The organism is Streptomyces sp. NBC_00466, assembly GCF_041433995.1.
Lineage (GTDB): Bacteria > Actinomycetota > Actinomycetes > Streptomycetales > Streptomycetaceae > Streptomyces.
Map to the genome: position 1 here is coordinate 2,427,198 of NZ_CP107896.1, position 13,917 is coordinate 2,441,114.

Annotated in this window: 8 protein-coding genes; 1 reads left to right on the forward strand and 7 read right to left on the reverse strand. The window is 67.4% G+C overall.

Features of this window, described 5'->3' with window-relative positions; all coding sequences use genetic code 11:
- Positions 1-5 precede the first annotated feature (5 nt).
- Both rpsJ and gdhA read right to left on the reverse strand, forming a co-directional pair.
- Positions 6-314 carry a 30S ribosomal protein S10 gene (gene rpsJ, locus OG210_RS10620; RefSeq protein ID WP_003948644.1) on the reverse strand — a complete coding sequence of 103 codons (309 nt, stop codon included), beginning with the start codon at positions 312-314 and terminating at the stop codon, positions 6-8.
- Between the two features lie 724 nt (positions 315-1,038).
- On the reverse strand, positions 1,039-2,403 hold the full coding sequence (gene gdhA, locus OG210_RS10625; RefSeq protein ID WP_328330180.1) for an NADP-specific glutamate dehydrogenase: 1,365 nt from the start codon (positions 2,401-2,403) through the stop codon (positions 1,039-1,041).
- Between the two features lie 408 nt (positions 2,404-2,811).
- Between gdhA and OG210_RS10630 the strand changes: the two genes are divergently transcribed.
- The gene (locus tag OG210_RS10630; protein WP_371535974.1) at positions 2,812-5,007 is read left to right on the forward strand and encodes a PIG-L family deacetylase; all 2,196 of its coding nucleotides are present in this window, start codon (positions 2,812-2,814) and stop codon (positions 5,005-5,007) included.
- 182 nt (positions 5,008-5,189) lie between these two features.
- Here the strand turns inward: OG210_RS10630 and tuf are convergent, their stop codons facing one another.
- The 5 genes from tuf to OG210_RS10655 all read right to left on the reverse strand — a co-directional run bounded on the left by tuf (position 5,190) and on the right by OG210_RS10655 (position 13,813).
- Positions 5,190-6,383 carry an elongation factor Tu gene (gene tuf / locus OG210_RS10635; protein WP_328330176.1) on the reverse strand — a complete coding sequence of 398 codons (1,194 nt, stop codon included), beginning with the start codon at positions 6,381-6,383 and terminating at the stop codon, positions 5,190-5,192.
- Positions 6,384-6,540: 157 nt separating this feature from the next.
- Positions 6,541-8,670 (reverse strand): elongation factor G, encoded by a 2,130-nt coding sequence (gene fusA / locus OG210_RS10640; RefSeq protein ID WP_328330174.1) that lies wholly within the window; start codon positions 8,668-8,670, stop codon positions 6,541-6,543.
- Positions 8,671-8,708: 38 nt separating this feature from the next.
- Positions 8,709-9,179 carry a 30S ribosomal protein S7 gene (gene rpsG, locus OG210_RS10645; protein WP_164264073.1) on the reverse strand — a complete coding sequence of 157 codons (471 nt, stop codon included), beginning with the start codon at positions 9,177-9,179 and terminating at the stop codon, positions 8,709-8,711.
- A 2-nt stretch (positions 9,180-9,181) separates the two neighbouring features.
- Positions 9,182-9,553 carry a 30S ribosomal protein S12 gene (gene rpsL / locus OG210_RS10650; protein WP_003948652.1) on the reverse strand — a complete coding sequence of 124 codons (372 nt, stop codon included), beginning with the start codon at positions 9,551-9,553 and terminating at the stop codon, positions 9,182-9,184.
- Between the two features lie 360 nt (positions 9,554-9,913).
- Positions 9,914-13,813, reverse strand: a complete 3,900-nt coding sequence (locus OG210_RS10655; RefSeq protein WP_164264067.1) for a DNA-directed RNA polymerase subunit beta' — start codon at positions 13,811-13,813, stop codon at positions 9,914-9,916.
- Positions 13,814-13,917 lie beyond the last annotated feature (104 nt).

A 13,917-nucleotide genomic window follows, 5' to 3' on the forward strand; every position in this document is an offset into this window, starting at 1 on the left:
TCACCTCAGAGCTTGATCTCGATGTCGACGCCAGCCGGGAGGTCGAGACGCATCAGCGAGTCAACCGTCTTCGGCGTGGGGTCGAGAATGTCGATGAGGCGCTTGTGCGTGCGCATCTCGAAGTGCTCGCGCGAGTCCTTGTACTTGTGCGGCGACTTGATGACGCAGTACACGTTCTTCTCAGTGGGCAGCGGCACCGGGCCTGCGACCGACGCACCAGTTCGCGTCACCGTCTCGACGATCTTCTTTGCCGAAGAGTCGATGACCTCGTGGTCGTAGGCCTTGAGCCGGATGCGGATCTTCTGTCCCGCCATGGCTACTCAGTAGTCCTGTCTCTCGTAACGCTCTGGGACCCGGCAGGTCCTGCATTCATCTCCGACCCACGCGGTCGGGCGTGTCGCATTCCCTCTACGAAGATCTCCCGAAGGATTTCCCAACCAAGGGGTGCGGGCCAGTGACCGCGAGCCGGGGGATGAACACCCACCGGGCGCCTGGTCGGCACCCCGCTGACGCTTCCCGGAAGATTCCCGTACGTCCGCCTCAGCGCTGCCTTACGGCAGTTGGGGCGACGAGTACTGTGGGACTTGCTTCCAGTCCTCCCGACGGGAGGCGCGCAGCATCGGCACTCAACCGAGCAACCCCGATAGTCTGCCATACGGGTCACCACGGACGCCAATCGCGGCCGGAGACTGTACCCCAGCCCTCGCCCGGCCGGACGCGGGCCACCCGCGAAGCCGTACGGGGCGGTCGTGCGGCGGGGCTCCTCTTCACCTCAATGAGTGAGCGAGAACCGGTTTTGCATATGCCATAGGCCTATGACTTCTCCCCGCATGGTCAATTCACCGCACGAGGCGATGCACCGCGTCTTCCAGGAGGACCCGGGGATCATGGCCGCCGGCCTGGGCGCTCACCGCCACCGCCGCGGACGATCTCTTCACCGAGGGCTGACCGCCCCGGCTCGCGGCAGCGCCGCACAGCGGTGCCGGCCGCGCTCCGGCGGGAGCGGGGCCGGCACCGGCTGCTGTTCCAGCGGGCCTCTCAGATGACGCCCTGGGCCAGCATCGCGTCCGCCACCCGTTCGAAACCGGCGATGTTGGCGCCGGTCACGTAGTTGCCGGGGGCGCCGTAGCGTTCGGCGGTCTCGTAGCAGGTGTGGTGGATGTCGCGCATGATCCGCAGCAGTTCGTCCTCGACGCGCGCGGGTGTCCAGGTGTCGCGGGCCGCGTTCTGCTGCATCTCCAGGGCGCTGACCGCGACACCGCCCGCGTTGGCCGCCTTGCCGGGGCCGAAGGCGACGCCCGCCTCGTGCAGGACGTCCACGGCCTCCAGGGTGGCCGGCATGTTGGCGCCCTCGGAGACGGCCTTGACCCCGTTGCGTACGAGGGTCGTCGCGGCGTCGGCGTCGAGTTCGTTCTGGGTGGCCGATGGCAGTGCGATGTCCGCGGGTACGTCCCAGACGCTGCCGCCGCTGATGTACCGGGCGGACGCGCCGCGGCGCTCCGCGTACTCGCTGATGCGGGCGCGTTCGACCTCCTTGACCTGCTTCAGGAGTTCGACGTCGATGCCCTTGTCGTCGATGACGTAGCCACCGGAGTCCGAGCAGGTCAGGGCGTTGGCACCGAGGGCCTTGAGCTTCTCGATGGTGTAGATGGCGACGTTGCCCGACCCGGAGACCACCGCGGTCTGCCCCTGCAGGTCCTCGCCGCGGCGGCGCAGCATCTCGGCGGCGAAGTAGACGTTCCCGTATCCGGTCGCCTCGGGCCGGATCGCCGAGCCGCCCCAGGACGGGCCCTTGCCGGTGAGGACACCGGACTCCCAGCGGTTGGTGATGCGCCGGTACTGGCCGAAGAGGTAGCCGATCTCGCGGCCGCCGACGCCGATGTCACCGGCGGGCACGTCGGTGTGCGCGCCGATGTGCCGGTGCAGTTCCGTCATGAAGGACTGGCAGAAGCGCATGACTTCGGAGTCGGAGCGGCCGTGCGGGTCGAAGTCGCTGCCGCCCTTGCCGCCGCCGATGCCGAGACCGGTCAGCGCGTTCTTGAAGACCTGCTCGAAGCCCAGGAACTTCACGATGCCGAGGTTCACCGACGAGTGGAAGCGCAGACCGCCCTTGTACGGGCCGAGCGCGCTGTTGAACTCCACCCGGAAGCCGCGGTTGACGTGGACCCTGCCCCGGTCGTCCTGCCAGGGCACCCGGAAGATGATCTGCCGCTCGGGCTCGCAGAGACGTTCCACCAGGCTCGCCTGCGCGTAGTCGTCCCGCACGGCCAGCACCGGTGCCAGGCTCTCCAGCACTTCGTGAACTGCCTGGTGGAACTCGGGCTGGGCCGGGTTGCGGTGCTCGATCTCGGTGCGCAGGGCAGCGAGCTTGTCCTTCGAAGAACTCGTGGTTGGCGGTGTCACAGGTGTCCCTTCCGGTCGGGCGCAGACGGCGGCCGCCCGTGTGCGGCGGGCGGTCACCGGCCCAGTGTCTCCCCTCAACGATCGTCCCGGCGAGAACACCTGTGCCCAGCCGTCCGGTTACTGAGACGGCGGACGGGCCGACGGGCCGGCGGACGGCGGGCGCGGCAGTGATGACGGCAGGCACTTTCTACCAGTTCGCGCGATGCGTACGAGCCACCGCGGAACAGAGTCGGAGCATCACCGCCACGGCACCCGGCGCCGCACCGGCCGGGCCCCCGGCCCTCCCCGCACCGCCTTCACCTCCCGTAACAGCGTCCGGCCCGGAGGCAACCTCCGGTCGGAGAACCCCGTCAAGCAGACCGGGAGAGCACGGGAGGGCCCGTGCAGGGGAGCGGACGGAGCACCATCATGGGGATATCGCATACAGGGATATCGGAGGGGCCCGGCCCCGACCACCAGGGATCCGGCCCCGCCCACCAGGATTCCCGTCCCGCCCATCAGGATGCCGGTTCCGCCCGCCGAGGGCCCGGCCCGTCCCGGAGGCTCCTGCTCGCGGGGCTGGGTACAGCCGCCGCGGCCGCCGCGCTCACCGCCTGCTCCGTGCCCGCGTCGCCGCACCGTACCACCAGCACCGCCGACCCGATGCCGGGCAAGGCGATCTCCATCGCCCGGCACGACCGGCTCATGCAGATACTGGCCCACCCCGACGACGACATGTACTTCATGAACCCGGACACCCAGCGGATGCTGGACTCCGGAACACCCCTGGTCTGCGTGTACGTCACCGGGGGTGAGGCCACCGGTATCAACGTCATCGCAGGCCAGCCGCGCCCCGTCCCGGACAAGCCCGCCTACTCGTCGGCCCGCCACCAGGGGCTGCGCCAGGCGTACGCGGTGCAGCTGGGCCTCCCCCCGTTCACGCAGTGGCAAAAGGAAGTCGTCACCCTGCGCGGCGGCCGCCGCGCCGAGGTCAACACGCTGATACGGGGCACCCGCCGGGTCGAACTGGTATTCCTCAACACCGCCATGCACACCTCCCACGGGCGGCTCGGCCTGCCGTCGCTCTGGTCCGACCGGGGGCTCAGCCTGCGGACCGTGGTCGCGGAGGGTTCACCGCTCCAGGAGGCGGACTCGTACACGTACGACGCCATGGTCGACGTGCTCACCGGGCTGATGGCGCAGTACCGCCCGACCGTCATCCACACCCTCGACCCCGACCCGGACATCCAGCACAGCCCGACCGCCGTCCGCCGCAAGGACAGCGAGCAGGTCGGCTACTCCGACCACGCGGACCACACCGCCACCGCCTCCTTCAGCTGGGCGGCGATGATCCGCTGGGTCGCAGAGGCAACGCAGGGGAAGGGCGAGGTGCCCGCCTTCGTCGCCACCTCCTACCGGGGCTACTACAACCGCCACTGGCCGAAGAACCTGTCGCCGAAGGTGCTCGCCCAGAAGGCCGCGAACCTGCTCCCGTACGGCGGCAACGAGGCCTGGAACTGCGGAAACCCGGGCGGCTGCGGCGACTACAACGTGGGCATCGGCCGTCCGCTGACCAACAAGAAGGGGTGGGTCCGCTCCACCCACTACCGCTACCCGGGCCCGCGCCCCGTCCTGGCCACCGAGCAGGACGGACGCCTCGTCGGGTACGGGGTTCTCGGCCTGCACGCGGTGCGCTGGAGCGAGACGGCGCCGGGCAGCGGCCAGTGGGGGACGCCGCACGACCTGGGCGGCGGGCCGCTGGCCCCGACGATCGGTGCGGCCGCGCTCAAGGACGGCCGGCAGCTGCTGTTCGCGCTGCGGTTCTCCTCGATAGCCGGGCACGGCGCGGCCAACACGCGCGAGATAGTGCTGCTCCAACAGCGCACGCCCGGTGGGAAGTTCGCGGCGTGGACCGGGCTCGGCAACCCGGAGAGCGACCCGGACCGGGGCCGCCGAATAGGCGTCCCCGTCGCGGTCACCGACCGCGCGGGGCAAGTGCACCTCTTCATACGCGACGCCGCCCAGGGCATCAGCACCCGGGTCCGCTCCACCGGGGGCAGCTGGTCCCCCTGGCGGAGCCTGGGCGGCGGCCAGATCCAGGACGGCCTCTCCGCCACGGTCGACTCGGCGGGCCGCGTCCATCTCTTCGCCTCGGGCCGGGACACCGTGCACCACTGGACCCAGGCGGTGGCCGGCGGCCCTGTGGCGCTGTACCCGGACCCCCTCCTGCCGCTGCCCGGCGACTTCCCCACCGCGACGGCCGCGCCGGACGGCGGCGTGGACGTGTACTACCGCAGGCCGGCGACGGCCGCGACGACCCACGTACACCTGGGCGGCACCCGCCCCGGCGCCCGCGCGGGCACCCGCGCCGACACCCGCGCCGCGGAACCCACGCTGCTCGGCCAGGACGACCGGGGCCGCATCCAGCTCCTGCTGAACGGGAAGGTGCTGCGGCGCACCGAAGGCGTCGTACCGCTCGCGGGGGCCTCCCTGCTGGCCGAGGGCGCCAGGCCCGCCGGGACCGCCAAGACCGCCGGGACCGCCGGGGACTCTTCCGGCCCGACCGTGGCGGGCCTCGGCCCGGGAGCGCTCCCCTGGCTGTGGCGGCCGGTCCGGGAGGTGTAGGACCTCTCTCCCCCGCAGAGACGCCGACACGCACACCCACACCCACAGGCTCAGGCACAGGCGCACGCACGTAGAAGGATCCAGACAAGCAGAAGGGCCCCCGGTCCGCCGCGAACGGCGGGCCGGGGGCCCTCTGCTGTTACCAGGTGCTCTGTGAGCGACCAGGTCAGACCGTCAAGTGATTACTTGAGGATCTTCGTGACCTGGCCGGCGCCCACGGTCCGGCCACCCTCACGGATGGCGAACTTCAGGCCCTCTTCCATGGCGACGGGCTGGATCAGCGACACGGTCATGAGGGTGTTGTCCCCCGGCATGACCATCTCGGTGCCCTCGGGAAGGGTCACAACGCCCGTTACGTCCGTGGTACGGAAGTAGAACTGCGGGCGGTAGTTGTTGAAGAACGGGGTGTGACGGCCACCCTCGTCCTTCGACAGGATGTAGGCCTGGGCCTCGAACTCGGTGTGCGGCGTGACCGAACCGGGCTTGATGATGACCTGGCCGCGCTCGACGTCCTCGCGCTTGATGCCACGGAGGAGCAGACCGACGTTCTCACCGGCCTGGCCCTCGTCGAGCAGCTTGCGGAACATCTCGATGCCGGTGACCGTGGTGGTGGTCTTCTCCTGCTTGATGCCCACGATGTCAACGGTCTCGTTGACCTTGAGGACACCACGCTCGATACGACCGGTGACGACGGTGCCACGACCGGTGATCGTGAAGACGTCCTCGATCGGCATCAGGAACGGCTTCTCGACGTCACGCTCGGGCTGCGGGATCGACTCGTCGACGGCCTTCATCAGGTCGAGGACGGTCTGGCCCCACTCCTTGTCGCCCTCAAGGGCCTTGAGCGCCGAGACCTTGACGACCGGAAGGTCGTCGCCCGGGAACTCGTACTCGGAGAGGAGCTCACGGACCTCGAGCTCGACGAGCTCCAGGATCTCCTCGTCGTCCACCATGTCGGCCTTGTTCAGCGCGACAACGATGTACGGAACGCCGACCTGGCGGGCCAGGAGCACGTGCTCCTTGGTCTGCGGCATCGGGCCGTCGGTGGCCGCGACCACGAGGATGGCGCCGTCCATCTGCGCCGCACCCGTGATCATGTTCTTGATGTAGTCAGCGTGACCCGGGCAGTCGACGTGCGCGTAGTGACGCTGCTCCGTCTGGTACTCGACGTGCGCGATCGAGATCGTGATACCGCGCTGGCGCTCCTCGGGAGCCTTGTCGATCTGGTCGAAGGCCGAGGCCTCGTTCAGGTCCGGGTACGCGTCATGCAGCACCTTGGTAATGGCGGCCGTGAGGGTCGTCTTACCGTGGTCAATGTGACCGATGGTGCCGATGTTGACGTGCGGCTTAGTCCGCTCGAACTTCGCCTTCGCCACTGGGTCCTCCTGGAGTGGTTCTGTACGCCTTGCTTCATCGGCGCCAGGTGATCTTTGCTGGGATGCCGGGGCCCGGGGCACCCGCCGCATTGCTTGTGCTCTGCGTCGAATGCCCCAGTGGCTCCGGTGATAAGCCTAAAGCGTGGACTCGGAAGAGTTACTCGCCCTTGGCCTTCGCGATGATCTCCTCGGCGACGTTCCGCGGAACCTCGGCGTAGGAGTCGAACTGCATCGAGTAGCTTGCGCGACCCGAGGTCTTGCTGCGGAGGTCTCCGACGTAGCCGAACATCTCCGAGAGGGGCACGAGGCCCTTCACGACGCGAGCGCCGCTGCGCTCCTCCATGGCCTGGATCTGGCCACGGCGGGAGTTGAGGTCGCCGATGACATCGCCCATGTAGTCCTCGGGCGTGGTGACCTCGACGGCCATCATCGGCTCGAGGAGCACGGGGGACGCCTTGCGGGCACCCTCCTTGAACGCCTGCGAACCGGCGATCTTGAAGGCGAGCTCCGAGGAGTCCACCTCGTGGTAGCCACCGTCGAGAAGGGTGATGCGGACACCCACCATCTCGTAACCGGCCAGGATGCCGAACTTCATGGCTTCCTGCGCGCCCGCGTCCACCGAGGGGATGTACTCACGGGGGATGCGGCCACCGGTGACCTTGTTCACGAACTCGTAGGTCGCGTCGCCGCCCTCGATGGGCTCCATCGCGATCTGCACCTTCGCGAACTGGCCGGTACCACCAGTCTGCTTCTTGTGCGTGTAGTCGATACGGTCGACGGTCTTGCGGATCGTCTCGCGGTACGCGACCTGGGGCTTGCCGACGTTCGCCTCGACGCGGAACTCGCGCTTCATGCGGTCGACGAGCACCTCGAGGTGAAGCTCGCCCATACCACCGATGATGGTCTGGCCGGTCTCCTCCTCGGAGTGGACCTGGAAGGAGGGGTCCTCCTCCGAGAGCCGCTGGATGGCGACACCCAGCTTCTCCTGGTCACCCTTGGACTTCGGCTCGATGGCGACCTCGATGACCGGCGCCGGGAAGTCCATGGACTCCAGGATCACCGGCTGCTTGTCGTCGCAGAGCGTCTCACCGGTCGTGGTCTGCTTCAGCCCCATGACGGCGATGATGTCGCCCGCGCCCACCGACGCGATCTCCTCACGCTTGTTCGCGTGCATACGGTAGATCTTGCCGATGCGCTCCTTCTTGCCCTTGACCGAGTTCAGCACCGCGGTGCCGGCCTCGAGGCGGCCCGAATAAATCCGGACGAAGGTGAGCTTGCCGAGGTGCGGGTCACTCGCGATCTTGAACGCAAGACCGGAGAACGGCTCGTCGTCGGACGGCTTGCGCTTGACGACGGTCTCGGGGTCCTTGACGTCGTGGCCCTCAATGGCCTCGACGTCCAGGGGGGAAGGCAGGTAGCGGACGACCGCGTCGAGCAGGGGCTGAACGCCCTTGTTCTTGAAGGCCGTGCCACAGAAGACGGGAGTGACGGTGACGGAGTCCGCGCTGCCCTTGGAAGCAAGGGTGATACGGCGGATCGCCGCGTACAGCTGCTCCTCGGTGGGCTCCTGGCCCTCCAGGTACAGCTCCATCATCTCGTCGTCGTTCTCCGAGACGGCTTCGAGCAGCTTGCCGCGCCACTCGTCGGCCGCCTCGGTGTGCGTCTCCGGGATGTCGACGATGTCGTACATCTCGCCCTTGGTCGCCTCGGCGGACCACACAAAGGCCTTCATCGTCACGAGGTCGACGACGCCCTTGAAGTCGGCCTCGGCACCGATCGGGAGCTGCATGACCAGCGGAACCGCACCGAGGCGGTCGACGATCATGTCGACGCAGCGGTGGAACTCGGCACCGGTACGGTCCAGCTTGTTGACGAAGCAGATACGCGGAACGCCGTAGCGGTCCGCCTGACGCCAGACGGTCTCGGACTGCGGCTCGACGCCCGCGACACCGTCGAACACGGTGACAGCGCCGTCGAGGACGCGGAGCGAACGCTCCACCTCGACGGTGAAGTCGACGTGACCCGGGGTGTCGATGATGTTGATCGTGTGATCGACATCGTTGAGCGGCCAGTGGCAGGTCGTCGCGGCCGACGTGATCGTGATGCCGCGCTCCTGCTCCTGCTCCATCCAGTCCATCGTGGCTGCGCCGTCGTGGACTTCACCGATCTTGTAGCTCACACCGGTGTAGAAGAGGATCCGCTCAGTGGTGGTCGTCTTGCCCGCGTCGATGTGGGCCATGATCCCAATGTTGCGGACCTTGGCCAGGTCAAGCGAAGTGGTGGCCATAAGGCTCAATCTTCTCTCGGTCTCGATGTGGGTAGCGACTACCAGCGGTAGTGCGCGAAGGCCTTGTTGGACTCGGCCATCTTGTGGGTGTCCTCACGCTTCTTGACGGCAGCGCCAAGACCGTTCGAGGCGTCGAGCAGCTCGTTGGTGAGCCGCTCGGTCATCGTCTTCTCGCGACGGGCGCGGGAGTAGCCGACGACCCAGCGCAGCGCGAGGGTGGCGGCGCGACCGGGCTTGACCTCGATCGGCACCTGGTAGGTGGCGCCACCGACACGGCGGGACTTGACCTCGAGAGACGGCTTGACGTTCTCAAGAGCGCGCTTCAGCGTGATGACCGGGTCGGCGCCGGTCTTCTCGCGAAGGCCCTCCATGGCGCCGTACACGATCCGCTCGGCGGTGGAACGCTTGCCGTTCAGCAGGATCTTGTTGATCAGCGAGGTGACAAGAGGAGAACCATAGACCGGGTCAATGATGACCGGGCGCTTCGGGGCGGGGCCCTTACGAGGCATTCTTACTTCTCCTTCTTGGCGCCGTAGCGGCTGCGGGCCTGCTTGCGGTTCTTGACACCCTGGGTGTCGAGCGAACCGCGGATGATCTTGTAGCGAACACCGGGCAGGTCCTTCACACGGCCACCACGCACGAGCACGATCGAGTGCTCCTGCAGGTTGTGTCCCTCACCCGGGATGTAGGCCGTGACCTCAATGCCGGAGGTCAGACGAACACGCGCGACCTTACGGAGCGCCGAGTTGGGCTTCTTCGGGGTGGTCGTGAAGACACGGGTGCAGACACCACGACGCTGGGGCGAGCCCTCGAGCGCGGGGGTCTTGTTCTTCTCGACCTTGTCCTGCCGGCCCTTCCGGACCAGCTGCTGGATCGTAGGCACTACTTCTCCGGTTTCTGTGTGCCGTGTAGAACTAACCTGGAACCACTCCGACCCACGCGGTCGGGTGTGTCGAATACTGCAGACCTCCGCCGAAGTGGCGGGAAGGACACAGATTGCGGTGGTCACTTACAGCTCGTCATGCGGTTGAAGACACGCACAGGAGCCAGGGCACACCCCAGGCACAAGGTCAGAGCGTACCTACCGCATCGGCTGCGGTCAAAACAAATGCCCACGCGGGCGGACAGACCGCCCTGGGTCGGCGCAGAGAGGGGCCGGTACGAGGCCGTTCCCGGCACGGAAGCGGGTACGCCGAAGGGCGGCCACCCCGCTGGGGTGACCGCCCTTCGTCAGACATGCGCCTTACTGGTTGTACGGACCGTAGTCGTAGTCCTCCAGCGGGACGGCCTGGCCGGAGCCGGTGCCGAACGGCGAGTAGTCGATGTCGTCGTAGCCGACAGCCGAGTACATCGCGGCCTTGGCCTCCTCGGTGGGCTCCACCCGGATGTTGCGGTAGCGGGCGAGGCCCGTACCGGCCGGGATGAGCTTACCGATGATGACGTTCTCCTTGAGGCCGATCAGGGAGTCCGACTTGGCGTTGATCGCCGCGTCGGTCAGGACCCTGGTGGTCTCCTGGAAGGACGCCGCCGACAGCCACGACTCGGTGGCCAGCGAGGCCTTGGTGATACCCATCAGCTGCGGACGGCCGGAGGCCGGGTGGCCGCCTTCCGTGACCACACGACGGTTCTCGGTCTCGAACTTCGAGCGCTCGACGAGCTCGCCCGGCAGCAGTTCCGCGTCGCCGGACTCGATGATCGTCACGCGGCGCAGCATCTGCCGGATGATGATCTCGATGTGCTTGTCGTGGATCGACACGCCCTGCGAGTTGTAGACCTTCTGGACTTCGCCGACCAGGTGGACCTGGACCGCACGCTGGCCGAGGATGCGCAGCACGTCGTGCGGGTTGGTGGCACCCACGGTGAGCTTCTGGCCCACCTCGACGCGGTCGCCCTCGCCCACGAGCAGACGGGCCCGCTTGGAGATCGGGAAGGGCGTCTCCTCGCTGCCGTCGTCCGGGGTGACGACGAGCTTCTTCGTCTTCTCGGTCTCCTCGATGCGGACGGTGCCCGCGGCCTCGGAGATCGGCGCGACACCCTTGGGTGTACGGGCCTCGAAGAGCTCGACGACACGCGGCAGACCCTGCGTGATGTCGTCACCCGCCACACCACCGGTGTGGAAGGTACGCATCGTCAGCTGGGTACCGGGCTCACCGATGGACTGGGCGGCGATGATGCCGACCGCCTCACCGATGTCGACCAGCTTGCCGGTGGCCAGCGAGCGTCCGTAGCAGAAGGCACAGGTGCCGACCGCGGACTCACAGGTCAGGACCGAGCGGGTCTTGACCTCCTCGACACCGGCGCCCACCAGGGCGTCGATCAGGACGTCACCCAGGTCGACATTGGCCGGCGCGATGACCTTGCCGTCGATGACGACGTCCTCGGCGAGCATGCGGGCGTAGACCGAGGTCTCGACGTCCTCCGTCTTGCGGAGCACACCGTCCTCGCCCTTGACCGCGATCTTGAGCTTCAGACCGCGCTCGGTGCCGCAGTCCTCCTCGCGGATGATCACGTCCTGCGAGACGTCCACCAGACGACGGGTCAGGTAACCCGAGTCGGCGGTACGCAGGGCGGTGTCCGCGAGGCCCTTACGGGCACCGTGGGTGGAGATGAAGTACTCCAGTACGGAGAGACCCTCACGGAACGACGCCTTGATGGGACGCGGGATGGTCTCGTTCTTCGCGTTCGACACCAGACCACGCATACCGGCGATCTGCCGCATCTGCATCATGTTTCCTCGGGCACCCGAGTCAACCATCATGAAGATGGGGTTCGTCTTGGGGAAGTTCGCGTTCATCGCCTCGGCAACCTCGTTGGTCGCCTTGGTCCAGATCGCGATGAGCTCCTGCGTGCGCTCGTCCTTGGTGATCAGACCGCGCTCGTACTGCTTCTGGACCTTCTCGTCCTGGGCCTCGTAGCCCTGGACGATGGCCTTCTTGGCCTCCGGGACGACGATGTCCGAAACGGCGACGGTGACGCCGGAACGGGTCGCCCAGTGGAAGCCCGCAGCCTTCAGGTTGTCGAGCGTCGCCGCCACGATGACCTTGGGGTAGCGCTCGGCCAGGTCGTTGACGATCTCGGAGAGCTGCTTCTTGCCCACCGAGTAGTCGACGAACGGGTAGTCCTCGGGCAGCAGCTCGTTGAAGAGCGCGCGGCCCAGGGTCGTACGCAGCCGGAAGGTGTCACCCGGCTGGTACTCGGGCTCGCCCGGCTCGGCGACCGGCGGCACCCAGCCACGCGGCGGGATGGTGCCCACCGGGAAGCGGATGTCGACCTTCGCCTGCAGCGACAGCTCGCGGTTGTCGAAGGCCATGATCGCCTCGGCCGCGGAACCGAAGTTCCGGCCCTCGCCGATGACCTTGCGCTCTGCCTCGTCGGTCGTGAGGAAGAACAGTCCGAGCACCATGTCCTGGGTCGGCATGGTGACGGGACGGCCGTCGGCCGGCTTCAGGATGTTGTTCGAGGACAGCATCAGGATGCGGGCCTCGGCCTGCGCCTCTGCCGACAGCGGCAGGTGGACGGCCATCTGGTCACCGTCGAAGTCCGCGTTGAACGCGGTGCAGACGAGCGGGTGGATCTGGATGGCCTTGCCCTCGACCAGCTGCGGCTCGAAGGCCTGGATGCCCAGGCGGTGCAGGGTCGGCGCACGGTTCAGCAGCACCGGGTGCTCGGCGATGACCTCTTCGAGGACGTCGTACACCACGGTGCGGCCGCGCTCGACCATGCGCTTGGCCGACTTGATGTTCTGCGCGTGGTTCAGGTCCACCAGGCGCTTCATCACGAACGGCTTGAAGAGCTCCAGCGCCATGGCCTTCGGCAGACCGCACTGGTGCAGCTTGAGCTGCGGGCCGACGACGATCACGGAACGCGCGGAGTAGTCCACACGCTTGCCGAGGAGGTTCTGGCGGAAACGGCCCTGCTTGCCCTTGAGCATGTCGCTCAGGGACTTCAGGGGACGGTTGCCGGGACCGGTGACCGGGCGACCGCGGCGGCCGTTGTCGAACAGCGCGTCGACGGCCTCCTGCAGCATCCGCTTCTCGTTGTTCACGATGATCTCGGGGGCACCGAGGTCAAGGAGACGCTTGAGGCGGTTGTTGCGGTTGATCACACGGCGGTACAGGTCGTTCAGGTCGGAGGTCGCGAAGCGGCCACCGTCCAGCTGCACCATCGGACGCAGGTCCGGCGGGATGACCGGTACGCAGTCGAGCACCATGCCCTTGGGCTTGTTGCTGGTCTGCAGGAACGCGGAGACGACCTTGAGGCGCTTGAGCGCACGGGTCTTCTTCTGGCCCTTGCCGGTACGGATGATCTCGCGGAGGCGCTCGGCCTCCTCGTCGAGGTCGAAGGACTCCAGGCGCTTCTGCAGGGCAGCAGCGCCCATGCAGCCGTCGAAGTACGTGCCGAAGCGGTCACGCAGCTCGCGGTAGAGCAGCTCGTCGCCCTCCAGGTCCTGGACCTTGAGGCTCTTGAAGCGGCTCCACACCTCGTCGAGACGGTCGATCTCGCGCTGCGCACGGTCACGCAGCTGCTTCATCTCGCGCTCGGCGCCTTCGCGCACCTTGCGGCGCACGTCGGCCTTGGCACCCTCGGCCTCCAGCTCGGCCAGGTCGGTCTCGAGCTTCTTGGCGCGGGCCTCCAGGTCGGAGTCGCGGCGGTTCTCGACCTGCTGGCGCTCGACGGAGACGTGTGCCTCCAGCGAGGGCAGGTCGCGCGTCCGGCGCTCCTCGTCCACAAAGGTGATCATGTACGCGGCGAAGTAGATGACCTTTTCGAGGTCCTTCGGCGCGAGGTCGAGCAGGTAGCCCAGACGGGACGGGACACCCTTGAAGTACCAGATGTGGGTGACGGGAGCGGCCAGCTCAATGTGGCCCATCCGCTCACGGCGCACCTTGGCGCGAGTGACCTCGACGCCGCAGCGCTCACAGATGATGCCCTTGAAGCGGACACGCTTGTACTTGCCGCAGTAGCACTCCCAGTCCCGGGTGGGGCCGAAGATCTTCTCGCAGAAGAGTCCGTCCTTCTCGGGCTTGAGGGTGCGGTAGTTGATGGTCTCCGGCTTCTTCACTTCGCCGTGGGACCAGGTCCGGATGTCGTCCGCGGTGGCGAGGCCAATCCGCAGCTCGTCGAAGAAGTTGACGTCGAGCACTTGTCGTCAATCCCTCTTTCGGGGGTTCGAGCCCCTCGCGTCAGCGAGAAAAATGGGCACTTCAGCAATGGTCTGAACGGGTCCGGGGAGAGCCGGCCGCCTCA